Here is a 25,122-nt window from a genome sequence, read left to right as displayed (position 1 = left end):
TTTCCGCTCATGCTTTGGATTCAAACTGCATCATTCGCGCTCATTGTCGCCACGCTCATCAGCTCGGTCTATTTCAGCATCCGCTCCCGGCGCGCTACCGACGCTCGCCAGAGAGGCTTGTATGCAGCCCGCATGAACATCTCGATGGGGCTCATGCTGGCTGTCATTGCCGTCACGCAGCTATTCTTCTTCCAGGATTCGTCGCTGCGCCGCATATTCGGCACGGTCTGCCTGCTGCTCGGCCTGTTCAATCTGTTTGCCGGCATTCGCAACCACGGGCATTTCGACCGGCTGAACCGCTAGGATTTTGCCCGGTGGAGCTGCTTTGGCGTCTGGGAACCCGGCGGGCGGAGTTCACCCGCCAGACGCCTAGGAGTCACTTTTGTGCATACCGGGTGAATCATGACTGCATATATACCTTCTACGTGGTTCACCCGCCTAGATCACCTGCGCCGTCAGCATCGCCTTGGAGACGAGAGCGCCGGCATGGTAAATTTCGACATCGATTTTGCCGAATTTGCGGCTCACCTCGATAATGGTGGGCCGTATTTCTATTTTGCTGTCAATCTGCACAGGCTTCAAAAAGTAAGTGGACATGTTGTCCATAACGAGATCGCCTTTTTTATGCTCCTGCACGATCCGGTAAGCGGCCTGCGTCATCAAAGTGGTCAGCACACCTTCCGAAACCGTTCCGAGATGATTCGTCATCTGCGGGGTGATGATCCCGTGAAATTGGAGCGAGCCTGCCTCATCCCTTACCTCTTCCAGCCCCGACCAAATCAATTCCTCGAACGTTTCGCCGTTCTGCGGCTGCTTCTGAATGTACTGCATCGCTTTCAGCACGTCGCTGCGGTTCAGAACGCCCAAAATTTTGCGGTTCGCATCCACGACGGGCAGCAGCTCGATGCCTTCCCAAACCATCATATGGGCGGCGGAGGCGACCGACGTATGCGGTGTAACCGTTAGCGGGCTGCGCGTCATCAGCTTGTCCACGGTCTGTATCGGGCTTGCGCCGACCATATCCTTGGAAGTCACGACGCCGATAATCCGGTTCCACTCGTCGACGACGGGAAACCGGCTGTGCCCGGTTTCTTCGGAAAGGCGCTGCCAATCCTTGAGCATACTGTTCGCTTTCAAAGCGAACACCGCTGCGCCGGAAGCCAGCATATCCTCGACGAGCATGATCTTTTTCTTGATCAGGCGGTCATAGATCGCCCTGTTGATCATCGAAGCGACCGTAAACGTATCGTAGGTGCTTGAAATAATCGGCAGCTCCAATTCGTCGGCCAGCGCCTTAACTTCCGCGCTCGTGTCGAAGCCGCCCGTAATGAGCACGCCCGCGCCCTGCTCCAGCGCGCATATGTGCGCGCCGTTGCGGTTGCCGACGATCAGCAGGCTGCCCGCCTCGATATAGCGCATCATGGCGTCCTGCTCCATCGCGCCGATGACGAATTTGTGCAGCGTCTTATGCAGCCCCCTGGAACCGCCGAGCACCTGGCCGTCAACCATATTGACCACCTCGGCGAACGTCAGCTTGTCAATGTTCTGCCGCAGCTTTTTCTCCACGCGCACCGTGCCGATCCGTTCTTTTGTGCTCACGAGCCCCTGGTTCTCCGCTTCCTTGATGGCGCGGTATGCCGTGCCTTCGCTGACCTCCATGTTTTTGGCGATTTTCCGCACGGAAATGCGGGTGCCGAGATTGAGGCTTTCGATATGCCTTAAAATTTGTTCATGCTTGGTCAATGTATCTGCAATATGTGTATCCATCTGTTACACCTCATTTATTCAATACTGTAGCAATCTGTATCATTATTATAGTAGTTCTACACATAGAGAACAATGAGTGAATTCATTTTACCACACATATGTTCGCATTGGAAGACGCACTCGGACATTGTTCCGCTGCATCGCCCTCAGTGTGGGTAAGAATCGGGCAGACTGACGCCTTGGCCCGGCCGCCAAAGTGGCGAAATCGTTCAATATACGCCCGTAAACGGCGTGAAATCTGAAAAACTCCCATGACGCCGTGGACGTCACCTACAGAATGAAATTAACCGGACCTGCTGCAGCAGTTTCCGGCTTTATAAGCGTAACCGTTGGAAAATCTGCACATTATTTATTTTCGTATAAAGTGAATGCTGTGGAGAAAACGTACATTGGAGAGGCGCATCTTCATTAACTCACAGGAAGCTTGCAAAGTGACGCGTTACCACATTTCCCCCAACCACCCCCTCGCCTCTCCAGCATAGGTTGCGGAGTTGAAGTGGAGGGACAAGGCGGCTTGGCAGGAGAAGAGCCTGCGATTATCAGGCTGCCCGAGCAAGTCGCGACACTCTGTGAGGGCTAGGAGTCTGTCCGATGAACCACGTAGAAGGTATATACAAAATGACAGTAATTATATAGCGTGAGCGGCAATATATGCAGCCATGATTCACCCGATATGCACAAAAGCAACTCCGTCGGACAGACTCCTAGTGAAACGAGTATGGCTTTTGGGGGACAACCGCTTTTTCTGGGCACGTGCCTCTATCGGTGTAGGTCGTGGAGCCGCACGACTGGGTAGAAATCAGCTTGCTAGGGAAAAAACCTGCGAAAGTGCAGGCTTTTCTTCCGAAATTAGCTTGTTTTGGCGAAAAACCTGCAAAAGTGCAGGAATTTTCGCTGAAAGTGAATATGAGCCTATGTGTTTGGTGAAAAGCCTGCACTTTTGCAGGAATTGTTCGTGGACAGCGATCAAGGACGCAAATTCATGTATTTCTGCAGGTTTTCTTTGTACAGGCGAGCAGATTATGGTCATCTCCTCGAACGTGGAGGTTTTTCAACAGCCTGGAAAATGCAGGTTTCTTCCGTAAACACGGTTCATTTTGGCGAAAAGCCTGCTATTGTGCAGGAATATTTCGTCGGCAGCGCATCCATTGAGCAAAAACTGTACTTTTGCAGGTTTTCTTCGCAACCGGCTCCGGCGTGCGGGTTTCTCCACAGTCTGAAACGTACAGGCTTTCCGCGCGCAAATCGCCGCCAACGACGCGACGCGTTCGCCCCGGGCACGCTGCGGCAGCCCAAACAAAGAAAAAAAGGAAAACCCCCCAGCACTGCGGGCATTTTCCCTTTTACGCTCGTGATGATCACTTGCGGATTTGCAAAATTTTTCTCCGGCCCTGCAGCGCTTGCTCCAACTGCCATCTCTTCATCTTCTTGATCCGATTCAGTTCCCTGCGCTTCTCTTCGTCAACGCCGAGAAGCTGGTGCAGATGCGCCGCTACGACCAGCAGCGCCATGCAAATCCATATGATGCTGAAAATGCCCTGCAATGACAAGATTTCCGTCAATTCCAACCGGGGAACTGAATAAAACAGCATCCCCAGCGCCGCGCTCATGTAAATGACATTTTTTAACCCTTTCACGTGGCTGCACTCCTTTCGCTCCGACAGAACTCGTTATTCCTGCTGCATAGTTCCATTGTATGAGACAAGTTCCTCGTTTATGAGAACAATCTCATGCCGGAGCTAAGGATCATTCGATTTCGAAGCCTTGCGAGCTCAGGAAGGCTTTCATATGCTTGCGCGGGCGGAGCGCTTTGATGGCCATCTCCTTGGACCATACCGTGTCCGTTTTGCCGCCGGTACGCTCCGCCATGTACGCGCGGATCGCCTCGTCGTAAGCGTCGATGGCGGCGGGGTAGCGCTCTTCCGTATACCGGTTCTCGTGGTATACGGCTTCGAGCGGGAGCCGCGGGCGCAGCAGCGGCTCTTGGTCCGGCATGCCGATGCACATGCCGAAAACCGGGTACACCAGCTGCGGCAGCTGCAGCAGCTGGGACACTTCGGCGGGCTGGTTGCGCAGCCCGCCGATGTAGACGACGCCGAGGCCGAGCGACTCGGCGGCAATGGCTGCATTTTGCGCAGCCAATGCAGCATCGACCGTGGCAACGAGGAAGTTCTCCGCGTTGCCGGTGACGGGCGCGTCCGTATGGCGGCGGACCGCCTGCTCGAAGCGGTGCAGATCCGCGCACCACACGAGAAACAGCGGGCACTCGCTAACATAAGCCTGGTTGCCCGCCAGCTCGGCAAGCTGCCGCTTCAGCCCGGCGTCCGTAACGCCGATGACGCTGTAAGCCTGCATGTTGCTCGAAGTCGAAGCGGCCTGGGCCGCGGCGAGAATCGCGCTTAGCTGCTCGGGTGTGACCGGAGCATCCGTAAATTTGCGGATAGAGCGGTGCTTTTGCAAAAGAGAGATCGTTTCGTTCATGGATCATGCCTTCCTTTCCGGTTCATGAATCGCTTGCCTTTTTTCGGTGCAAAACTATATGTTCTTTCCTGAACGATCAGAGTGCCGCCGGTTCGAAATATGTGGCCGGCCCTCACGTCCTCCCCAGAAAACTTATACTTTCTATAATATCAAAAAAGAGGGGGTTAATTGCAGCCCCCTCTTAATCTTTATTACTTGTCGATCAGTTTCGTAACTTTAAGCAGTCTTTCGAGCAAAGCGGCAGTTTCCGCGCGCGTCAGCTCCGCTTTCGGTTTCAGCAGCTGATTGTCCCTTCCTTGCAGGATGCCGGCCTTGATCAGTTGAGCTGCCGACTCCCGGGCATATCCGGAGATTTTGTCCGAGTCGCCGTAAGGAGCCAGAATCTGATTGATTTCCGATTCGCCCAGCGCTTTTTGCGGCTGGACCAGATGAAGGGAGCGGGCGATCATGGCAATGCCTTGCTCTCTCGTGATCAGCGCGCTGCCGTGGAACGCACCGTCTTCAAAACCTTCAATAATGCCAAATTCGCTGGCAATCGTTACGGCATCATGGTACCAATTCGACCTTGCAACATCGCTATACGGAGCGTTAGCTACTCCTTGGCGCATTAAGCCAAGTCCGCTTGCCACAATCGCGGCAAATTCAGAACGCTCGATACTGCGGTCCGGGGAGAAGGTATTGTTGCCTGTACCTTCAAGCTGCAGTCTGGCTGCAATATTGTTGATACTCTCCTTAGCCCAGTGGTTCTTCACATCATCGAAATTTTGCGGATTCCAGATGACCGAGTAGCTGCCCTGGCTGCGCAGGTCGTTGATCAGTGCAAAGTAACGGTTGTTGATTTTTGTTACAACTGTCGGCACATGGAATACCGTGCCATCCGGGTTGACAACAACACCGGTCGTAATTTTGTTCGGATCAATACCTTCAGGCAATGCGATATAGCGTGGCGCATAGCTCGTCAGTTGATCCGGTTTGACGGATTGGCCTTGGTACGTGAAGCTGAGCGACAGATCGACCGGATTGACAAGCAGGTCGTAGCCGCCTTTGGCCGCGTGATCTTTTGCCGCAGCTTTCAATGCGTCAGACGAGCTCTTGATGTTAATATCGACGGCAATATCGCCAAGCGGGGCGCCGCTCCATTGTTTTGTGACCGAACTCAAATCCAGTTGTTTGCTTGGAATCGGATAAATGGCAAGCAGGTTCTCGATGTTCAGCGTCGAGCCGGTATCGGACAACTGCTTCAAGGTTGCCGCAGTCAAACCTGTAACCTTGATGTTGCCGTCGCCTGGCACAATTACATTCAATTTCTGTCCGTTGCCTTTGGAGAGATAATCCGATAATTTATCTTTATCAATCGCAACGGTCGTAACGTTGTCTGCCGTAGTGCTTGTAGCGAAGCTGCTGTCCGTACCGTTCACGGTTGTTTTCACACCCGATGCCGGAGTCGGATCTACGGTCGTTCCGCCAGAGCCAGAGCCAGAGCCAGTGCCACTGCCGGAACCGGAGCCTGAGTCGGAACCAGAACCAGAACTATCATTACGTATTACCGTCACGGTATACGTTTGCGTCGTGCCGTCCTGTGCCGTCACAACCACCTTGATTGTATTGCTGCCCACGCTCAGCGGCAGCGAATCGGATGCTGCGCCGCTTGTCAACGTAATCGGACCTTTTACCAAAACGTTTGCGCTGTTGTATACGCTCGCCGTCACCGTTGCATAAACAGAATCATATACCGTCGCCGTCACTGTTGTTTCGTACACGCTGTACGCTACGCTCGACGACGTATAGTTTGTCGTGCCTGCTGCAAACGCTGGGCTTAACGTGCCGCTCGACAGCGTCAAGTTTTTCAAGTCCGCGTTACTGGACATTGTACGAATCTTTATTCCCGCACTGATAGGGGACGCATTCTGAGTCGCTGTCGCTTTCACCCGGGTTACGAACGTATAGTCGGTATTCGGCGTCAGTCCGCTGAACGTCGGGCTATCTTGCCAGGTCACGCCGCCGTCTTTACTGTATTCTTGGCCGTTGACTGCCTGCAAAGTAATGCTTGTTGCAGTTTTGCTTACTTCTACCGGCGCTGTCGGAGCCGAAATTACCATATCTTTTGTAGCAGTGATGACACTAATGACACCGGAATTATACTCGACAATAACTCCTGGATCTTTATATGTGCTACTACCGTGTATATTAAGTACGGGTAAATAACCTAATGTAGTATTACTGCTGTTTAGCACAAGTGTAATATGGTCATAGGATCCATTAGGCACAATATTACTCGATGAGTCAAGACCTGTTGGCTGACCGTTTGATACATACCTTGTCTCGCTATAACTGGAAGTGTTCCAATTAGGTGCTGTAGTTTTAGTAGCGCCTATAAAGCTTATAAAGTACCAGCTTCCTTGCCAGAAACTCTTAAATTCTTTAAACATACTGGCAATCGCTAACATTTCTCCAGGATTATTTGCTGATGGCTCTACAAGATGTCCGTTATTGTTCGTTGCAATATTCACAGCATCGTAAAAAGTCATGGTACTCTGTCTTGCCACATATACAAAATAACGTCCGTTGTAGGTGCGCACAGATGTTTTTCCATCGGCCAATGGTGCCCCTGGCGTTACATTGACTGTGACACTTTGGGTTTGCCCTGAAACTTGAGTAAATGTCATATTTCGAATCACAGATTGAATGTCTTCATAAGTAGCAGCGCCTGAAAAATTGAACACTCTATTTGTAGGTGTAGATATGTCAGTACTAACGTTGATAATTTTTATACCATTAGTCATCTCGGTAATACTGCCTGGCACAGTCCCAACAGCAATTGAGCCATTATTTACCGCCACAGTAAAGTATCCGCCGTGTGTATCAACGACACCTGTGTCTGTAATTGTAGCACTTGGCAGCTGATAGGTTGTTTCGGTTACGCTAACAGGATTACCAAGATCAAGTGTTGGTGTTGCCTTTGCATTTGCTTCTAACGGATGAAAAGGGATCATCGTCAATACCATAACGATTGCCATTAGAAAAGATAACATTCTTCGATTTTTTAATTTCATCTTCCGTTCATACCTGCTTACGAAAGCATATAGAAATTCCATATTTGCAGATTTCTTTCTGTTAAGCAGGTTTCCTCCCTTCCACTTAACAAATTTGTCAACCACTTCTAACTCAAGCGCCTCTGCTCTCATTTGAGTTATCTTGCTTCTTACGTCGGCAATCCGGTATGAATGTTGTACTCAGCATGCAGTAAAACGATCGTTCTTAGTCTATTCCGCTCTTATATCCGTTCACCACCTGTCCGAATAGGGAGCCAAAGTCACCTCGCTCCTCCTATTTCGATAAAAACCATATTATTTCGACAGATTCGATCGTAGCATAAGGAACTATACAGAATCTTTACAAGCAGGACCTTATCCATGTAAAAAAAGGAGTGCCTCTGCCGATGCAGTGTACACTCCCTTTTTATTCATTTTATGTTCAGCGCTTTTCTTCCCTTGCGGTATAGGACAGTGATCACCCAGGGGATGGCGATAATAAGCACGAACACAATCAAATTATACAAATTGTACAGGACGATGGACCCCGGCGTGTGAACCTTGTATTTCCAGGCCGACAAAAGCGCGGGATGCATCAGGTAGACGCCGAACGATACGGCTCCGAGCGAAGTCAGGAAGGCCGCCAGACGCGCCGCCGCCTTTTGCATGCGCTGCGCGATCCAGATGAAGCTGACGCCGATTCCTATGCTGTACAGCACCCAGGACGCTTCAAACCACGTATTTTCGATGGCTGCTCCTTTTTGCGCCGCGACAAACAGCATCGCGTAACCGACGCCGCTAAGCAGTGAAAGAGGAAGCACCCAGCCGATATTCCGGTCCAGCCACGCCCGGAAAGCCCCGTAATGAATCCCGATGGCTCCGCCTACCAGGAAAAAGCCGAAATAGGTGATACAAAGCTCAGGCTTATGGCTGATCGTTCCGAACCAGTGATTGTACACATATACTCCGGCCTGGATCAGCAGTCCCCACAGCGCCAGCGTTTTTCGGAACCAGGCGAACTTTCGGGCTGCCCACACGAGCAGCGGGAACAGGACGTAAAACTGCACGATAATTATCATGAAGTAAAGATGGTAGCCCGAATCCGCCCACTTCAGCTGCTCCAAAAATACTTTCAAATCCACCTTGACCGGATGCCCGGGCGTCCACAGCCACGGATTATATATGTAATAAAAAAACGACCATAAAATATACGGGAGAAGAACCTGGCGCACCCTTTTCCAATAAAAAAGAGCCGCCTGCTTTCCGCTCCAATTGTCGATATAAATGTAAAACAGCACGATGCCGCTGATGAAAATAAAAACCGGAACGGCAAAATAGCTGATTTTGTTCAAAAATAAGCCCAACAGTTGGGTGCTGCTTCCCATTAGAGCCGGATCCACCGTACTGTCTGAAGTGACATGGATCAGGACGACAGCGATAATCGCCAGTGCCCTTACGATATCAAGCTCGGTAATTTTTGCTTTTGCCATGTGTCGTTTAAGCCTCGTTTCCTTCTGATTCCCTTTCTACTATAGAGAGTTTCGGAAAACTTGGCAACTTCCCCCGGAATGCCCCTTCTTTCAGGGAGGACCGAGCTCAAATCAGACCAACAAAAAACCGCCCGCCGCCGCGGCAAGCACGACGATCCATGGAGGCGTTTTCCAATAAACGAGCGCTCCGAACAGCAAAACCGTCATGCAAAAATCACCGGTCGAATGCACGGCACTGGTCCAGACCGGATCGTACAAGGCCGCGAGCAAAATGCCTACGACCGCCGCATTCACGCCGAGCAGCGCCTGCTTGACGGAGGCATAATCGCGAATCCGGTTCCAGAACGGCAGCGCTCCTGTGACAAGAAGAAATGCCGGGAGAAAAATAGCGGCGGTTGCAACGGCTGCACCGAGCCAGCCTTTGGCGGCGAAGCCGATGTAAGCCGCAAAAGTAAACAGCGGGCCCGGCACCGCTTGCGCAGCTGCATATCCGGCGATGAACCGCTCATGATCCAGCCATCCGGCCGGCACCGCTTCCCGCTCAAGCAGAGGCAGCACTACGTGCCCGCCGCCGAACACGAGCGAGCCCGAGCGGTACATGCTTTCCGCAAGCGCGAGCCAGTCCGAAGCGTAAAGCATGCGGGCCAGCGGGAGGAGGAGGAATATACCGGCAAAAAGAATCAGAAACCCGGCCGTTTTGGCGCTTGGCCGCGGGTTAACCGCAGCTGCTGTTTCGGCAGCGGGGCCTGACTTAAACAAAAGGAGCCCGCTCACGCCGCCGGCCGCAATGATCGCGATCTGGCTCCACGGCGAGCTCCAGAGCAGAGCTATAACCGCCGCTCCGATGGCCATCGTCGCCCGGCTTTTGTCCGGCGCGAGCGATTTGCCCATCCCCCACACGGCTTGGGCGACGATCGCGACGGCCGCAAGCTTGAGGCCGTGTATCCACGCCGCTCCTTCAAGATTGAATTTGCCGTATGCATAGGCAAAAAGCGCCATAAACAGCGCCGACGGCAAAGTGAAGCCGATCCAGGCGGCGACTGCGCCTGCGAGACCACCGCGCAGCCAGCCGACGCCGATGCCGACCTGACTGCTTGCAGGCCCGGGGAGAAACTGGCACAGCGCAACGAGATCGGCGTATTCATGCTCGTCGAGCCACTTGCGCTTGCGGACGTATTCTTCGCGAAAGTAGCCCAAATGCGCAATGGGCCCGCCGAATGAAGTCAAACCCAACTTGAGGGCAGTCAGCCCTATTTCCCAAACATCATGCAGCCGCAATTTCGGCACCGTCCCTGCTAATCCATATTTTGAAATATCCATATTGTATCACCCGGGACGAAAGGCTGTCTTTTACATATTCTTCACATAGACGACTTGAATGCGGCCCTTGCGGGGCTTAATAGCAATGCGCACGATCGTCAGAATGACAAGCGCTGCGGCAGTAGCGATGTACATGACTTTAACGAGCGGCTGCGAGCTGTCGGTGCCGAGGAAAAGGCCGTGAATCAGCGCGAGAACAAAAATCGGGTACGACAGCAAATGAAATGCAAGCCATATTTTTCTTTTCAGCTTATTCCGCAAATCCGTCGTGAACATGACCACCAGCAGCCCGTACATCGCCAGCGTGCCCAATGCATTCAAAACGGTCGAATGGGCCGAGGCGAACGGAATGAGAATTTCATGCCAATCAAAAGGCATATACGTATCGATGATCAACAGCAGGCCGTGGAGCAGCGCCAGTACGGTGCCTGTTTGATTGGCGGCGGTATGCCACTTCAGAAGCCGGGCTTTGCGCTCTTTCCATTTGGGAAACCCGCAGGCGATTCCAAGCGCCATGCCGATGAACAAAGTAAAGTAAGACAATAGGCCGAATACGCGGATCAACGTCCAGATCGGCAATTGAACAAGGAAATGAATCAATGCTTTCCTCCCCTTTCTTAGGGTACATGATGGATAAAATCAGTTTGTAAATGAAACCAGCGCCCGTGTACGCCAGGGGAGGCCGGTTTCATATGATGAAGCTGCCCTTCTTTGGTATAAAGCAGCGCTTCCAGTCCGTTCGTTTTGCGCCGGAACAGGGGAAGGCCGGCTTCCACTCCCGCAATGCACAGCACCTTGGCCCAAATCTCGCACTCCACCAAATCTTTTCCCACTACCGTAGATTGAACAACGGAGCTTGTGCCGGGAAGCATGGTGCGGGGATCGATCAAATGATGCATTCGCCCCCGGTTCGTCGACCAGCTTCTGCGCAAGGTGCTGGATGTCGCGACGGCTCCAGAGTCCAGCTGCAGCAGCACTTCCTGCGTACCTCCGTACGGATGGGCGACGGCGACGACCCACGGATCGCGCTCCGAAGCTTGCCCCCATACTTCCAAATCGCCGCCTGCGTTAATCAGCCCTCTCTTTACATTCCACTCTTGGCGAAGCCAGGCTACCAACTGCTTGACGGACCAACCTTTGACGATTCCGCCCAGATCGATGCGCCAGCCGGGTCCGATTTGGACCGACTGCATGACCGCATTCAAATCGATTGCCGGCTGCGTAGTACTGCCAGGGACTCCGGGTTCAAGACAACGTGTACTCGACCCCATCGTTTCAAAAGAGTTCGCATACCCGGCTTGGTGAATGGCATCTTTGACGAATATGCTGAAAATGCCCTCGGTCTGTTCCCGGTAATGCTCCGCAAGCTGCAGCACTTCCATCATATGGGGTGACGCCATGCAGCGGCTGCCGGCCAACGCGTTGATGCGGGACAGCTCGCTCTTCGGCAAAAAACGGCTGAAGCGCTTTTCCGAGCTGTTGAACCAGGCTTTTACATAATCGGCGAGCACATGGCTGTCGTCTTCGGCATTGATCCCCAGCAGCACCTGGATATCCGTATTCATGGAGCGAAAATTGATAGGCTGGAGCATACGGCTCCTCCCCCTTCCTTGCGCGATGCCGCTCAAGAAGCCTGCGTCCTTGTGTGCGGCTGAATTTGCCCGGACTCGGATCCTGCCGACCCGGTTGACCCGGACCCTGTACCGCTGTTGTCGCCGCTGCGGCCAAAGTTTGAATTGCCGCCGAACGAGCGGCCGCCGCCGCGCCGTCTGTCCTTCTGGCGGAATTGTTGATTGTCCCCGCCGTTCAATGAGCTGCCGTTGTCCGACAGCAAGGGTGTCTTCGTTGAAGCCGGGGCGGATGCGGCCGCCGCTTGCTGCTGGGCGGATTTGAATTCGGGGCTTGCTTTCACTTCCTGAAACAGGAAAAAACAGAGAAGCACGACGACCGCGCCTATTTGCCATTTCAGCCATTTGGATGCTCTTCTCATAACAAAAGACCCGCAAATGCATGTGCCTTATTTTTCATAGCCATTCATTCCTTTGTCTAGGTAGTGTTTTTGTTTTACGAGACTAATTATGCATGACAAATCTTAGGCAATCCTTAGTGCCCACTGAATGTTTGCTGAAGCCAAAAAACCGCTGCCAAGGTTGTTCACCCTGACAGCGGTTTTTAGTTAAAACTGCATGCATAAGTAGCTGAGCGTTCCGAGATCGTAGCTGCGATGTATGACTTGGGGCTGGCCGCTGCCACTGCCCATCGCGATAAACAATGGAACAAAATGCTCCGCCCGCGGCACAGCGGTGCGCGCATGCGGCGCCAATGCTTCGTATTGAAACAGAGATTTCAAATCGCCCGCCTCGATGGTTCGAATCAACCAATCGTCGAACTCCACCGCCCAAGGCTCAGGCGTTTTTTGCCCCCATTTAATGATCCGCAAATTGTGAACCGTTACGCCGCTGCCGATGACCAGTATATCCTCTTCGCCAAAACCGCGCAGCGCTTCTCCGATTTGGAATTGATGTTCCGGGGAAAGGTAAGGGTTGACCGAAACTTGCACGACCGGAACATCGGCCTCCGGATACATCCGCAGCAAAAGCGTCCAGGAACCGTGATCCAGCCCTCTGACCGTATCCTTGCGCACCGCGATGCCCTGTTTGGTCAATCTTTCTTCGAGCAGGGCGGCGACGGCCGACGATCCTTTGGCCGGATACGTTTGCTCGTACAGCTCGTCGGGGAATCCGCCGAAGTCGTAAATCGTTTCGTACACGTTATCGTGTGAGGAGATCGTTACTGTTTCTTTTTCCCAGTGAGCCGTAAAAATAACGATCGCTTTAGGCTTGTACTTTTTGCCTAGATCGACGAGAAAATCGGTATAAGGCGTTTGCTCGATAGCAAGCATCGGTGAACCGTGCGCCAAAAATAAAGCTGGCATCATAAGAATCACTCCTTGTGATTTCGAAGTCAACTTATATTATGTAAGTTACTATATATTAATCTTCGTTGAGTGTCAAGCGAAAAAGAAGCCTCCCTCTCCAGTTGGCCCGCAGGCAACCGCTGCTGCGCCTCTGTAGCAGAGCAAATCCGACAGCTTGCTTACTCGGCGGCTTATCGTTAAGCCCGCCGCGGCCTCGCCTCCTAGCTGCTGCAGAGGAACATCTTTTGCGGGGTAAACTCACTGCTAGCGATGTTTTGTAGTGCTGAAGGTAGGCGGGGGGAGCGATCGGGGTGGGCATCAGGGTACTTTCGCATGACTTATCTACTTATCGGGGAGTGACTTTGGCGGTTCTTCGATTCGTAGTGATGGAGGCGGTTCTCTGGTGCTGCTTCCATACTCCTAACGTCGTTTCACAACGTTTGGGGTCTGCTGAGGAGCGGTCAGGAAAGCGTGGGAGCTTACGAGGTAGCCGGAGGCGTACTTTCAAGCGGCTCTCCCGCAAAAAAACTGCAAAAGCACAGCCTTTTGCTCCCCCTTTTGCTTGTCCGCGAATTATTCCTGCAATAGTGCAGTTTTTTGTCCCCTGAACCCGGGTTCGGGCCTGTTTGGGCCGGGAATTCCTGCACTATTGCAGGCTTTTCTCCGAAACGGGCCGTTCTTATCGAAAAAGCCTGCACTTTCGCAGGTTTTTCGGCTACAAGGCCGTTTCGTCAACGGCCGCAGGTGGCTTTTGGACCCATCCCCCAACGAAAAGGCCGTACTCCTCATGAAGGAGCACGGCCTCGCGTCAATACCGATCGGCGCTAGATTTTGGCTATCGCAGCATGGACGGCTTCTTTGGAGAATCGTTCGCCGATCAATACGATGATAGCGGTTCTACCGCATCATCGCTTCCAACGGCTCGGCAATGATCCGCTGCACGTCCTCCAGCACGACCGACAACCGGCGCTCCGCATCGAACAGGCGGCCGATGGCCGGGTTGAGCGCCAATACCTCGTAAAGCTTCTGCATTTGGTCCATTTCCTCTTGGGCCGGCATTTCGCCAGCCATCATTTTTTGTTGAAACTCGTTTTGCCGGCTGCGGAAATTGTCGAGCATCGTTTTGCTGGACGGATCGGCGTCGATTTTGCCCCGTATTTCTATCATTTCCTTAAACTCGCTGCATTCCCTGATCGCTTTGGCCAGTTCGTAAGCCTTGTCATGCACATTCATCTGATAATTCCTCCTCGCTTTAAAATGTACTCCAGTTGGGCTTATCCCGGCCGCTTTCAGGGCTTAACCCTAAGCACCAAGGGGTATATGTCCTCATATGATGGAGTAGTTTACTTTGCTTGAGCAATGCCATTTTTGATGCTGGAAGGAGTGTTCGCTGTTGACCAGGACGAAAATCGGGATATCTATTCAAAGCACCAGCATCTACTTGGATGATCGGACCGTTGTTCTAAGTGAAAATATTGTTAAAAGATGGAAAATTCCAACCCAACAGCCGATAACGCTGCGATTCGGCTCTGCCAAACAAGAGGTGAAAGTCGTCTCGGCGGCGATTTCGAACGGCTTGCGGGTCGGCACCGCTCTTGCTTCCAAGCTGGGGCTGCATAGCGGAGCTCAGCTCTGTCTCCATTATAAACAGGGCAGCGGCACATTGTCGATTGGTCCTTTGATCGGCGTTATGATCAGCCGTGTCCACGCCGGTTCGACGGACCGCCCCTTTGGAACGATCACCGCCTTTTGCAAGGAAATGACCGAGGCCTGCGAAAAATTCGGCGCGCTGGTATGCTTTTTCCCGCCCAAGGAGATGCACGGAGGCACCGGTTCGGTAGCCGGCTATTCGTATGCCAACGGTAAGTGGAGCAAAAAGACGTTTCCGATACCGAATGTCATTTATAATCGGCTGACTTCTCGCAGATATGAAAACCTGGCCAATGTCCAGCAGTTTATGAACGATGCCAGGTCCCGCTACGGCGCGCACATTTTTAATGAGAAATATTTGAACAAAACCGAAGTTTTCCAGGCTCTGCACAAAGACAATTCCTTGCACACGTATTTGCCCGAATCACATTCGCTCAAAAATTACCAAATGCTGAGGACGATGTCAGGCCGTCATCCCGTGCTGTTTTTAAAGCCGATCACCGGGAGTCTCGGCAAAGGCATTATCCGGATCAGCCGGGAACTCGGCGATGCGTATACGTGCCATTTTACAAACTTGAACGGGGTTCGCAAGCAATCTTTCCCTTCGATCTCCAGCGTTTTTCGGGCGCTGTCGGGCAAGCTGAAAACCCAGCGCTACCAGATTCAGCAAGGGCTTGAACTTATCACCGCCGATAACAGGCCGGTCGATTTTCGCGCGCTTGTGCAAAAAGGGCCGAAAGGGGTATGGTCCATTACCTCCATTGTCGGCCGCATCGCGGGCAACCAGCATTTCGTCTCCAATCTGGCGCGGGGCGGAACTTTGAGCACCGTCAAAGGAGCGCTCGCCAAATCTTCCCTGAACCCGCAGGCGAAAACTTCCGCTTTCGGCCGGCTGCGCAAAGCTTCGCTGGATATCGCCAAAGGCATCGAGGCGCAGATTCCGAATCATTTTGGCGAGCTGGGGGTTGATCTGGCCGTCGATAAAACCGGGAAAGTATGGCTGCTGGAGGTAAACTCGAAGCCGTCCAAGGACGATAACACGCAGCTGTCCGCAGAGCGCAAAATAAGACCGTCCGTGAAACAGGTCGTGCAGTATGCCCTTTATTTGGCGAAGTTCTGAGGTGAAGTCATGCAAACAGCCGCACATCCCCTGCTGGGGATTATGGTAGCGGAGCAAATGCGCCCGCTTCCTTTTGCCAATGCAGCGCTTTATGAAAAGTTGACCGCGATCGGGAAGCATGAAGGCATTCAAGTTTTCGTATTCTCGCCGAACCGGATCGACTGGTATCGGAGAACCGCTGCAGGGTATAAGTACGTTTGCGAGAGCAAAGAATGGGTCGCGGACTCGTTTCCGCTGTCCTTCCTGATTTATGACCGCTGCTTTTTCGGCAGCAAGGAGAGCTATCGTCAGTACCGGATGCATGTGAGCAAGCTGCGCGGGCTGCCCGGCATCCGCTTTCTCGGCTATGGACTGGGAAGCAAGTGGGAAGTTCAGCGCATGATGCAGCATCACGCGGAGCTGCGGCCCTTCCTGCCCCGCACCTTCAGGCTCGCCGGCGAAAAGAAGCTGCGGCAATGGCTTTTGGAGGGCGACGAGGTGTTCCTGAAACCTCAAGGAGGCAGTCAAGGAAAAGGCGCGCTGCACGTACGCAAAACGCCTGGCCGGGGCGGCAGCGACGCTTATTCGGTAAATGGCCGCGACGCCCGCAACGCGCCGGTTCATGGGCGCTTCGAGCGGTGGGAGGATTGCGCAGCGTGGCTGCACAATCAGATCGGCGGAAGGCCTTATCTGATGCAGCAGTATTTATCGCTGCGCAATGCGGAAGGCTCCGCCTACGACGTTCGCTCGTTCGTGCAAAAAAACGGCAAAGGCTTGTGGGAAACGGTCGGGATGGCGGCGCGCGTCGGCAAGCCGGGGAGCGTGACGTCGAACCTGCATGGCGGCGGAACGGCCGAAGACGTCCACTCCTTTCTCGCCCGCGAGTTCGGGGAGGCGAAAGCCGTCGAACTGACCGGCATGCTAACCAGGCTATCCCGCCTGATTCCGCCCGCTCTGGAAGCGGCTCACGGCCGCCTTGCCGAGCTGGGCATCGATTTTGGCATCGATACGCAAGGCCGCATTTGGATTCTGGAAGTAAATTCCAAACCAGGGCGGACGATTTTCACCCTTTTGGCAAACGAGAAAGCCCGTTTCAAGTCCCTGGCCAATCCGATCCGCTATGCGCGCTATTTGCTGAACACGCATCCGCGAGCCAAAGAAATCAGCAGTCCGGCATTGCTTCATACAAGCACAAGAAGTCGGGCTGTGCCGGGCTTTGCAACTAGTTTAGGAGGGTAACCTAATGAGTTTGACTACGTGCACGCTCCACGCCATACGAAGACCGGACCGATCGCTCTACTTATCAAGCGAACTCGTCAAAGCTTTGCGGTTAACCGGCGTCAAGACGATTACCGTAAAGTCGGGCAGCAAATCGGCGGTGCTGCCGGTTCGTCTGATCAAGAAGCCCGGTCAGCATTTATATATTCCGCTGTCCTTGATGGGCAGCCTGCGCATTCCGAGAATAGGCAGCGTCATGGCGGCCAGCAGCAACAACGAAATCCGGCTCGGCCCCGTAATCGGTATATTAACGAATATTACCGGCAGCAAATCCGCCCCTTTCGGCACCAAGACCGGGTTTATCAAGCAAATCATCAATACCGGCGTCAACAGATCGTTTCATTTCGCGTTCAGCCCGTCCGACGTCAACTGGACTCAGGAGACAGTATCGGGCATCGTTCCCAATGACAGCGGAGGCTGGGCCCGCAAAACGTTCCCGCTTCCCGATGTCATCTACAACCGCTTATCCAGCCGCAAAGCCGAAAAAACCGCGGGAATTCAGGGATTCAAAGAGCGTTTCGTGCGCAGGGGCATTCCGCTGTTTAACTGGAGCTTCTTTGACAAATGGGATGTATACAAAATGCTGGACGGCGACGACGCCTTCAAGTTCGTTCCGGAATCGCACATCAATCCTTCCCCCGAGCAAATTAAAGAAATGTTGGATAAACATAAATTCATTTATTTGAAGCCGACCGGCGGCAGTCTCGGCATCGGAATTTACCGCGTCACGTATAACTCGAACCGGGGCTATTTCGTGCGCTACAGAAAAAACGGCAAAAACGTGCTGATCCGCTACTCCAAATTCGAAGGCTTGATGCGGATGCTCGGCACCGGCCGCGGACGATTGACGAATTACGTGGCGCAGCAGGGCATCCGCCTGATCGAAATCGACGGCTGCCCGATCGACTTCCGCTTTCATATGACGAAGAACGGCAGCAACAATTGGGTCGTAGCGGCTATCGGCGCCAAGAAAGCGGGCAAAGGCAGCGTCACTACGCACATCCGCAACGGCGGACAACTGATGACGATCGAGCAAGTGCTTCGGCAAATATACGGACACCGCGCCGATCATGTGCTCACAAACGCCAAGGAAACGGCCGTCAAGCTCGCCGAAGCTATCGAGAAAAACTACAATCACCTGCTCGGCGAACTCGGATTCGATATCGGCATCGATCAAAACGAAAAAATTTGGATGTTCGAAGCGAACGCCAAGCCGGGCAGATCGATTTTCAAACACCCTTCGTTAAAGGATGGAGATAAAGCGTCGCTGTCCTATATTTTCGATCACTGTCTGTATCTGAGCCGGTTTCGCTCAAGGAGGGATATTTAATGGGATACATCCTTCAGGAGCGAGGCCAGAAGCCTACGCTGGCCATTTTGACAGTGAAAGATAGCGGACGCATATTTCGGGGGAATCTGGGCAACTTTGTGGACATTATCCGCACCGGCAGTGAGCTCGGCATGGATGTGTACGTCGTAACGACCGGCGACTTTACACTCTCGGGCGGCCAAATGAAAGGATACCGCTACGATTTCGCCAAAAAAAAATGGAGCAGAGGACCCGTCCCCTCTCCGCGCGTTATTTACAACCGGATTCCTTACCGTAAAATGGAGCTGCAGCCGGAAGTACAGCAAATCATTCAAACGTGCATGCGCAGCAACCAGACCTCCTTGTTCAATCCGTCGTTCTTCAACAAGCTGACTCTGTTCGAATGGTTGAAAAAATCGAAGGCAAGCCGGCCCTACATTCCCGAAACACATCAGTTGACCGGCGCAGACGACCTGGAACGACTGCTGAAACAACATCCCGTCGTATACTTGAAACCGGCCAAAGGCAAAGCCGGCAGAGGAATTATGCGGCTGGATAGAATCACCGGCAAAAACAAGGAGACCGAATACCGGCTCAGCAGGCAGGAAAACAAAGAAATGCAGTACTCGATGCACAGCTCCATCGACGAGCTCTGGCAAATGGTGAACCGGATTCGCGGTTCCAAAGAATATATCGCGCAGCAGGGCATTCCTCTGAGCCGATATAAACAGCGGGCTTTCGATCTGCGCACGCTGATTCAGAAAACCGCCAAAGGCTCGTGGAGCGTTACCGGAATCGGCGCCCGCGTAGCCGGCAAAGCGAGCATCACGACCCACGTGCCGCGCGGAGGCTCGATCGACGACCCACGGAAGCTGCTTACCCAAACCTTCGGATCGAAAGAAGCGGATCAGATTCTCAAGCGGACCAAGCGGGCCGCCGTCACGCTTTCCAGACAAATAGAAAGAGCCTCCGGCAATCAGCTGGGGGAAATGTCGATGGATCTCGGAATCGATACGACCGGCCGGATCTGGTTTTTCGAAGCCAACTCCAAACCGATGAAATTCGATGAACCGGAAATTCGCCGCAAATCGCTTGAGCGCATTATCCGCTACAGTCAGTACCTGACGAATCGAGGAGGAAGAAGGTGAAGCGCCTTGGCTCCGAAACGACTGGGCGTACTCGCTGTTTATGATCACAATACCGGGTTTGAGGAGTTTGCTTATTTCCGAAAGCTGAGCCGGGAAGGAAAGAAGCTGGGGCTGCAAATCGAAGTGTTCAGGCCGGATGACGTGGAAAACGGAAACCAGGTTCGCGTGTTGGTTTATGATGACGCCCAGGGGAAATGGGTTCGCCGGAGAACTTCGTTTCCTCCGATCGTATACGACAGATGCCGTTCTCAAGGGGCGGAATTTTATAATATGCTGCAGGCATTTCGCAAAAAACATGCGAATGTCATTTATTTAAGCAGGCCGCTGGTCAATAAATGGTCAATGCATAAAACGCTCAGCGAGGATGAAACCATTCGCAAATATTTGCCCGCTACCGTTCGATTCAGCAGCCCCAAGGATCTTATGGGCTTTTTGAAAAAGCATAAGCAGATTTACGTCAAACCGAAGAACGGCACGGGCGGGAGAGGCATACTGCGGATCGAGCAGGTCGCCAAAGACCTTTATCTGATGCAGGGACGCAATCAGCAGCGCGCCATTTTGTCCCCGTTCCGGTCCCCGGAAAAACAGCTTTTGATCAAGCTTCAGACGATGAATTTAGGCCCGGATTACGTCGTACAGCAGGGCATTCCGCTGACGCTGAAAAACGGCCGCGTGCATGACTACCGGCTCCTGATCCAAAAGAACCGCAATGGCGAGTGGGAAGTAACCGGCTGCGCCGGACGCATAGGGCCCCACCGCAGCATAACGTCCAATCTCCACGGAGGCGGCAGCGCAGTAACGCTGGACAGCTTGCTCGTGCAGCGTTTTGCAGCCGACGGCAAAATCGCCGAGATCAAAAGCGAGCTTTACGGCTTCGCTCACAAGCTGGCCGCCTACCTGGAGAACAGATTCGGCAAACTGTGCGAGTTGGGGCTGGACATGGCCATCGATGCTAAAGGGAATATTTGGCTGATCGAAGTCAACCCGAAGCCTTCGCGCGAAATATTTCTCCGCACCGGCCAAACCTCCACCTATCATGCATCCTTAGTGCGCCCTCTGGAGTACGCGTTGTGGGTGCTGCGGCAGAAGAAGAGCAAGGCCTAAAACGACAAGGAAGCCGGCGCCGTGACGGCATTCCGGCTTGCCATAACCTCCGGGATCATGCTTCCAGGAGGTTTTGCGGCGTTTTGCCGGACAATGCGTCAAGGATTGCTTGTGCCGTAACGAGGCTTACTTTGCGATACGTTTCATAAGTTTCGGCTGCCGTGTGCGGCGTTGTAATCATATTGTCCAGTTGAAACAGCGGATTGTCCTTGGCCGCCGGCTCCTGCTGATAAACATCGATGGCCGCTCCGGCAATGACGGATGTGCGCAGCGCTTCGTGAAGCGCTTCTTCGTCGACCAAAGCTCCTCTCGCCGTATTGACGAAGACCGCGCTGCGCTTCATCATGGCGAATTGGTCGCGGCTCATCATCTTGAACGTCTCTTTCAGGCTCGGCATGTGCATGCTGACGACGTCGCTTTGTCGGAGCACTTCCTCGCAGCCGGCAAAAGTTACGTGCAGCTCCTCCGCCTTCGCTGTATTCGGATATTTATCATAAGCGATAAGACGAACGTCAAAACCTTGCAATTTGCGGGCGACCATCTGGGCGATGTTGCCGAATCCGAGCAGACCGACCGTTTTTCCGGCAATTTCACTGCCTACAAAGCGGTCCCAATAGCCTTGTCTTGCCGATTGATGAAGCGCCGGTACATTGCGGATTAGAGCGAGGATGAGTCCGACCGTCAATTCGGCGACCGCGTTGGCGTTGCCCCCGGGCACGTTGGTTACTTGAACGCCATACTCCCGCGCCTTCGCCAGATCGATATTGTCGACCCCTACGCCAAAGCGGGAAATGACCTTCAGCTTCGGCGCGATCCGAAACACATCTTCATTCCACGTATCGACACCCGCCACCACGCCATCGATGTCCCCGACAAGCGGCTTCAGCTCCTCGAACGTATGCGGCCAGCCCAGCCGGTTCTCGATCACTTCGCACCCGTTGTCCAGCAGCAGCTGTTTCGCTTCCGCGCACAAAACCGAATAGTTCGTAGCGGTTACCAATATTTTATATTTTTGTTCCATTTCAGCCAAAACCTCCCTCATCGACTTGAACGATTCTACTTGCTTTCCGCAAGCTTCAAGCGAAATTCCTGCGGCGTAAGCGAGTAATATTTTTTAAACACTTTTATAAAATAGTTCGGATTCTGATAGCCGAGCTGCAGGGCGATCTCGTAGTTTTTGAGCGAGCTGTTCGTCAGCATGACGGCGGCTTTCTCCATCTTCAGGCGAAACACGTAGTCGCTGAGATTTTCGCCGGTTTCCAGCTTGTAAATCCGCGATACGTGCACCGGATGCATGAACATCGTGTCCGCGATCGCCTGCAGCGACACGTCCTCGACCAGATGCTTCTGCACGAAGCTCTGAATTTTTTTGACCACCGTTTCGCGGTTGCTTTTCGTTTCGTTGTCCATAAAGCTTTGCAGCAGCTCAAGAGCCTGGTACGCCCATTTCCGCAGGGCGGCCATCGAACGGCTAGTCCCGAGACCGGAAATATCGGAAAGCGCGCTTCCGATCATCTCTTCCAGCTTGCGGCCGCTCTTGTGGGCGAAAGAACTGAAAGCCGCATACACGCCGAAAAAAACTTCAGTCAAATATTCGGGCGAATCGGCGTTTTTGGCGTTCAGCTCGCCGAACACGTTGTCCAGCTTTTCCCGGACCTGCCTCCAGTCGCCCGATTCGAGCAAATGAACGAGCAGCGGGGGCTCGTGCAGCGTTTGCAGCGAGTGAACCGATGAAGGCCATGTTTCTTCGGTCACCGTAATAAACAGCCCGCTGCTTCCGCCCAGCTGTTTGCGCAAAGCCGACAGCATGCCCTGATACCTGGCATGAATGTCGCCGGGAAATGTCCCCCAGCCGCTCACCAGAACGGACGCAACGCCTTTCAAGTAGTGCTTGATGCTGATTTGCAGCTGCGACGCCAGCAGTTGAAACTGCGCGGCCGCATCCTCCAGGCCGCATTCCGCGCTTGCCGGCTCTCCGGCCTTCCCGCGGGCGCAGTTGACGAGAAACACGAGGTAGCCGTGCACATCTTTGCACTGCCATATTTGAAACGCGCCTTCGAAAATTTCCTCCGCCATATTGCCGACCGCATATTCAATGAGCGACAGGCTGAACGCGTCCATCTCGGCAAAATTATCTTCAAGGCGCACCAGCATAAAAGCGAAGGGGTCCTCCGGGTTTACGGGAATGTCCAGCATCTCCAGCTCTTCTTGCAAACGTTCCGGAGAAAACCGTCTTCCTTGCAGCAAGTCGCCCAGCAATTCCCCCCGGATCCGGGGCAGGTGCTCGCGAAAAGCTTTCGCGGCGCGCTGGTAAGTCAGGTTCTCCTCCCTCTCGGTACGGAGCAGGCTGACGACGCCCTGTACTTTGCTCAAAATATCTTCATCGCTGATCGGTTTGAGCAAATAATCGACCGTTTTGTGCTGTATCGCCTGCTGGGCGTAATGAAATTCGGCGTAGCCCGAAAGCAGGATGCATTTCGTTTTTTTCCAGCTGCGCTGAACCTGTTCAAGCAGCTCCAGGCCGCTCATACCCGGCATCCGAATGTCGGAGATCAAAATATCGACGGAATTCGTTTTCAAAATTTCCAGCGCCTCATAGCCGGAATACGCCTTGAACACGGCCGTTATGCCGATCTCCTGCCAAGGCAGCGTATCCGCCAAGCTGTCCACCACGCTCGCCTCGTCGTCCACAACCAACAAATGAAACATGCTTACCGCCTCCTGCCGCTACTGCTTATCGTTGTCCTCCCAGATCAGCTCGACCCGCAGTCCGCCGCGCGGCGACCGGGACAAGCGCAGGCCGGACTTGCCTTTGTACAGATGGACCAGCCGCTGATGAACGTTCCATATGCCGCATCCCATCTCGTCGTCCATTTGCAGCGACAGCTTTCTGTGCAGCGCATCTATCGCCTGCTGCGACAAGCCCCCTCCGTTATCGTCCACGACGATGCGGTATTTGCCGTCCGAGCAGTCTCCGCTAATCTCGATAAGCCCGTATTCCAGGCTGTTTTCAATGCCGTGGATAACCGCATTTTCCACGACGGGCTGAATGAGCAGCCGCGGAATTTCCAGCTCAAGCATCGCTTCCGGAATGTCGATTGCGTAATCGAAGCGCTGAATGCGCAAATTTTGAATCGTCAAATAATTGGTCACAAGCTGGATTTCTTCCCGAATGGTCGTCATATTGTTCTCCAGCCTGATCGTATAGCGGTAATATTCGCCCAGGCTCAGCGCCATCGCAACGACGGCTTCTTTTTGTCCCAAATTCGCCATATTCTTGATGTAAAACAAACAATTATACAAAAAATGGGGATTGATCTGGGATTGCAGCTGCTTGAGCGTAGCTTCCCGGGACCGCAGCTTCTCCGCATACACGGTTTCGATCAATTCCTGAATCTGCTCGGCCATTTCGTTGAAACTGGCGAACAAAAAATCGAATTCATTGTTCGGCTGCTGCTGCAGCCGGGTGGAATATTGGCCGCTTTTGATCCGCTTCACGCCGCGCAGCAGCAGTTGGATCGGCCTCTGCACGTTGCGGTACAGCAGCAAAGTCGCCAGAATGCTCAGGCCCAGCAGCAGGGCGATCGATACGTAGAACAAGTTCCGGCTCGTTGTAATGGGCGTTAAAATATGTTCGAGCGGCACGTAATCGACCAAATACCAGTCCAAACTGTCCGAGCGGACATAGTTGACGATAAACTTTTTCTTATCGAGCGTTACGGTTTCGTGCCCGGCGTTAGGGAGGGATTGTCCGTTCAAATAAGCGACCAGTCCGCTTACGACGTTGTGGTCTGCGCTATAATTGATGATCGGCTCGCTGCCCCGGCTGTACAAAAACGGTTCTCCGGCTCCGCCCTGCTTCAGCTGCTTGAGCATATTTTTTATATTGTCGTCCGTAAAACGCACTTCGATGAGCAGATCCGGAATGTCGGCATTGCGGATTACCGAAAAATAGGACTGATTCGTCCCCATAAGGACCGCATCGTGATGCGACCATTTGCGAAGTTGGGCGTTTTGCAAGTAATTCTCGTCGTATGCGACGGAATAATCCGTAGAAATGACTTCCTTCGTATCCCGCAAATGCAGCACGATCTGGTTGTTCCAGCCGCTTGTCAAAATTTGCAGATTCAGCATTTCCAGAATCCGGGTTTGCTTCTGGAGCCGTTCGAGCGGCTGCATCGTTTGCCGGTTGGCGAGAAATTCCTTGACGCCCGAATCTCTGCTGACGACGACCGAGAACTTGGTCAGCTGCTCGACGGCCGATTCCATCTGGGAAATAAAGAAAGAGAGCCGGTTGCGGTTCTCGTTCTCGATATTTTCCCTGACTACATTCACGCTCACCTGGTGCGAGTAGGCGTACAAAATAATAATGGGCGCGAGCAGCAAGCACACAAGCAAAAGCACTTTGCCGAACGTATTAACTTTACGAATGATCGCCATAACTCCGGATCTCCTCTGCTGCACAATGTTGTATATGGTTCATCATACCGCTTGCGGAGCCCGGAAGTATACCGATATCGTTTGCCG

At 53.2% G+C, this 25,122-nt stretch carries 20 protein-coding genes; 6 read left to right on the top strand and 14 right to left on the bottom strand.

Annotated elements, in window-relative coordinates; all coding sequences use genetic code 11:
• Positions 1-9 precede the first annotated feature (9 nt).
• Positions 10-303, top strand: a complete 294-nt coding sequence (locus AC6RNO_RS26765; RefSeq protein ID WP_497107346.1) for a YtpI family protein — start codon at positions 10-12, stop codon at positions 301-303.
• Positions 304-438: 135 nt separating this feature from the next.
• Here AC6RNO_RS26765 and AC6RNO_RS26760 read toward each other — a convergent pair whose 3' ends face one another.
• The 11 genes from AC6RNO_RS26760 to AC6RNO_RS26710 form a co-directional block, all read right to left on the bottom strand.
• Positions 439-1,767 (bottom strand): DRTGG domain-containing protein, encoded by a 1,329-nt coding sequence (locus AC6RNO_RS26760; protein ID WP_474679724.1) that lies wholly within the window; start codon positions 1,765-1,767, stop codon positions 439-441.
• Positions 1,768-3,125: 1,358 nt separating this feature from the next.
• Complete coding sequence (locus AC6RNO_RS26755) at positions 3,126-3,404, bottom strand: hypothetical protein (RefSeq protein WP_488437708.1); 279 nt, start codon at positions 3,402-3,404, stop codon at positions 3,126-3,128.
• 109 nt (positions 3,405-3,513) lie between these two features.
• The gene (gene nfsA, locus AC6RNO_RS26750) at positions 3,514-4,248 is read right to left on the bottom strand and encodes an oxygen-insensitive NADPH nitroreductase (protein WP_488437707.1); all 735 of its coding nucleotides are present in this window, start codon (positions 4,246-4,248) and stop codon (positions 3,514-3,516) included.
• Positions 4,249-4,439: 191 nt separating this feature from the next.
• Positions 4,440-7,433 (bottom strand): S-layer homology domain-containing protein, encoded by a 2,994-nt coding sequence (locus tag AC6RNO_RS26745; protein WP_497107345.1) that lies wholly within the window; start codon positions 7,431-7,433, stop codon positions 4,440-4,442.
• A gap of 278 nt (positions 7,434-7,711) precedes the next feature.
• Positions 7,712-8,770 carry an acyltransferase gene (locus AC6RNO_RS26740; protein ID WP_488437705.1) on the bottom strand — a complete coding sequence of 353 codons (1,059 nt, stop codon included), beginning with the start codon at positions 8,768-8,770 and terminating at the stop codon, positions 7,712-7,714.
• Positions 8,771-8,881: 111 nt separating this feature from the next.
• The gene (locus AC6RNO_RS26735; RefSeq protein ID WP_488437704.1) at positions 8,882-10,090 is read right to left on the bottom strand and encodes a chromate transporter; all 1,209 of its coding nucleotides are present in this window, start codon (positions 10,088-10,090) and stop codon (positions 8,882-8,884) included.
• Between the two features lie 30 nt (positions 10,091-10,120).
• Positions 10,121-10,690, bottom strand: coding sequence for a ferric reductase-like transmembrane domain-containing protein (locus tag AC6RNO_RS26730; RefSeq protein ID WP_488437703.1), 570 nt, complete (start codon positions 10,688-10,690; stop codon positions 10,121-10,123).
• Between the two features lie 17 nt (positions 10,691-10,707).
• On the bottom strand, positions 10,708-11,682 hold the full coding sequence (locus AC6RNO_RS26725) for an FAD:protein FMN transferase (RefSeq protein WP_497107344.1): 975 nt from the start codon (positions 11,680-11,682) through the stop codon (positions 10,708-10,710).
• Between the two features lie 32 nt (positions 11,683-11,714).
• On the bottom strand, positions 11,715-12,080 hold the full coding sequence (locus AC6RNO_RS26720; protein WP_497107343.1) for a hypothetical protein: 366 nt from the start codon (positions 12,078-12,080) through the stop codon (positions 11,715-11,717).
• Between the two features lie 186 nt (positions 12,081-12,266).
• Positions 12,267-13,028: a DODA-type extradiol aromatic ring-opening family dioxygenase gene (locus AC6RNO_RS26715; RefSeq protein WP_474679734.1), complete on the bottom strand. Its 762-nt coding sequence runs from the start codon at positions 13,026-13,028 to the stop codon at positions 12,267-12,269.
• An 876-nt stretch (positions 13,029-13,904) separates the two neighbouring features.
• Positions 13,905-14,240, bottom strand: a complete 336-nt coding sequence (locus tag AC6RNO_RS26710; protein ID WP_497107342.1) for a YlbF family regulator — start codon at positions 14,238-14,240, stop codon at positions 13,905-13,907.
• A gap of 160 nt (positions 14,241-14,400) precedes the next feature.
• Here AC6RNO_RS26710 and AC6RNO_RS26705 point away from each other — a divergent pair, with 160 nt between their 5' ends.
• The 5 genes from AC6RNO_RS26705 to AC6RNO_RS26685 are packed head-to-tail and all read left to right on the top strand — an operon-like array spanning position 14,401 to position 20,595.
• Entirely contained in the window at positions 14,401-15,777 is a 1,377-nt protein-coding gene (locus AC6RNO_RS26705) for a YheC/YheD family endospore coat-associated protein (RefSeq protein ID WP_474679736.1), read from the top strand.
• Positions 15,778-15,786: 9 nt separating this feature from the next.
• Positions 15,787-16,995 carry a YheC/YheD family protein gene (locus AC6RNO_RS26700; RefSeq protein ID WP_497107341.1) on the top strand — a complete coding sequence of 403 codons (1,209 nt, stop codon included), beginning with the start codon at positions 15,787-15,789 and terminating at the stop codon, positions 16,993-16,995.
• Between the two features lie 4 nt (positions 16,996-16,999).
• Positions 17,000-18,364 (top strand): YheC/YheD family endospore coat-associated protein, encoded by a 1,365-nt coding sequence (locus tag AC6RNO_RS26695; protein ID WP_474679738.1) that lies wholly within the window; start codon positions 17,000-17,002, stop codon positions 18,362-18,364.
• Entirely contained in the window at positions 18,364-19,491 is a 1,128-nt protein-coding gene (locus AC6RNO_RS26690; RefSeq protein ID WP_474679739.1) for a YheC/YheD family endospore coat-associated protein, read from the top strand. The genes AC6RNO_RS26695 and AC6RNO_RS26690 overlap by 1 nt, the downstream gene beginning before the upstream one ends.
• Positions 19,492-19,497: 6 nt before the next feature.
• Positions 19,498-20,595 carry a YheC/YheD family endospore coat-associated protein gene (locus tag AC6RNO_RS26685; protein WP_474679740.1) on the top strand — a complete coding sequence of 366 codons (1,098 nt, stop codon included), beginning with the start codon at positions 19,498-19,500 and terminating at the stop codon, positions 20,593-20,595.
• 55 nt (positions 20,596-20,650) lie between these two features.
• Here the strand turns inward: AC6RNO_RS26685 and AC6RNO_RS26680 are convergent, their stop codons facing one another.
• The 3 genes from AC6RNO_RS26680 to AC6RNO_RS26670 are packed head-to-tail and all read right to left on the bottom strand — an operon-like array spanning position 20,651 to position 25,035.
• Positions 20,651-21,616 carry an NAD(P)-dependent oxidoreductase gene (locus AC6RNO_RS26680; RefSeq protein WP_497107340.1) on the bottom strand — a complete coding sequence of 322 codons (966 nt, stop codon included), beginning with the start codon at positions 21,614-21,616 and terminating at the stop codon, positions 20,651-20,653.
• Positions 21,617-21,651: 35 nt separating this feature from the next.
• A complete protein-coding gene (locus AC6RNO_RS26675; RefSeq protein WP_497107339.1) occupies positions 21,652-23,304 on the bottom strand; it encodes a response regulator in 1,653 nt (550 codons plus the stop codon).
• Positions 23,305-23,322: 18 nt separating this feature from the next.
• On the bottom strand, positions 23,323-25,035 hold the full coding sequence (locus AC6RNO_RS26670) for a sensor histidine kinase (RefSeq protein ID WP_474679743.1): 1,713 nt from the start codon (positions 25,033-25,035) through the stop codon (positions 23,323-23,325).
• Positions 25,036-25,122 lie beyond the last annotated feature (87 nt).

This window comes from Paenibacillus sp. sgz302190 (assembly GCF_059820445.1).
Note: the sequence above shows the minus strand (reverse complement) of the source record. Positions and strands in the feature narration are given on the sequence as shown.

Excerpts from the sequence above, each read along its gene's own strand:
- AC6RNO_RS26725 (WP_497107344.1), bottom strand. The coding sequence starts at position 11,682 with ATGCTCCAGCCTATCAATTTTCGCTCCATGAATACGGATATCCAGGTG.
- AC6RNO_RS26695 (WP_474679738.1), top strand. The coding sequence starts at position 17,000 with ATGAGTTTGACTACGTGCACGCTCCACGCCATACGAAGACCGGACCGA.
- AC6RNO_RS26735 (WP_488437704.1), bottom strand. The coding sequence starts at position 10,090 with ATGGATATTTCAAAATATGGATTAGCAGGGACGGTGCCGAAATTGCGG.
- AC6RNO_RS26690 (WP_474679739.1), top strand. The coding sequence starts at position 18,364 with ATGGGATACATCCTTCAGGAGCGAGGCCAGAAGCCTACGCTGGCCATT.
- AC6RNO_RS26765 (WP_497107346.1), top strand. The coding sequence starts at position 10 with ATGCTTTGGATTCAAACTGCATCATTCGCGCTCATTGTCGCCACGCTC.
- AC6RNO_RS26710 (WP_497107342.1), bottom strand. The coding sequence starts at position 14,240 with ATGAATGTGCATGACAAGGCTTACGAACTGGCCAAAGCGATCAGGGAA.
- AC6RNO_RS26715 (WP_474679734.1), bottom strand. The coding sequence starts at position 13,028 with ATGATGCCAGCTTTATTTTTGGCGCACGGTTCACCGATGCTTGCTATC.
- AC6RNO_RS26670 (WP_474679743.1), bottom strand. The coding sequence starts at position 25,035 with ATGGCGATCATTCGTAAAGTTAATACGTTCGGCAAAGTGCTTTTGCTT.
- AC6RNO_RS26680 (WP_497107340.1), bottom strand. The coding sequence starts at position 21,616 with ATGGAACAAAAATATAAAATATTGGTAACCGCTACGAACTATTCGGTT.
- AC6RNO_RS26745 (WP_497107345.1), bottom strand. The coding sequence starts at position 7,433 with ATGAGAGCAGAGGCGCTTGAGTTAGAAGTGGTTGACAAATTTGTTAAG.
- AC6RNO_RS26740 (WP_488437705.1), bottom strand. The coding sequence starts at position 8,770 with ATGGCAAAAGCAAAAATTACCGAGCTTGATATCGTAAGGGCACTGGCG.
- AC6RNO_RS26720 (WP_497107343.1), bottom strand. The coding sequence starts at position 12,080 with ATGAGAAGAGCATCCAAATGGCTGAAATGGCAAATAGGCGCGGTCGTC.
- AC6RNO_RS26700 (WP_497107341.1), top strand. The coding sequence starts at position 15,787 with ATGCAAACAGCCGCACATCCCCTGCTGGGGATTATGGTAGCGGAGCAA.
- nfsA (WP_488437707.1), bottom strand. The coding sequence starts at position 4,248 with ATGAACGAAACGATCTCTCTTTTGCAAAAGCACCGCTCTATCCGCAAA.
- AC6RNO_RS26760 (WP_474679724.1), bottom strand. The coding sequence starts at position 1,767 with ATGGATACACATATTGCAGATACATTGACCAAGCATGAACAAATTTTA.
- AC6RNO_RS26675 (WP_497107339.1), bottom strand. The coding sequence starts at position 23,304 with ATGTTTCATTTGTTGGTTGTGGACGACGAGGCGAGCGTGGTGGACAGC.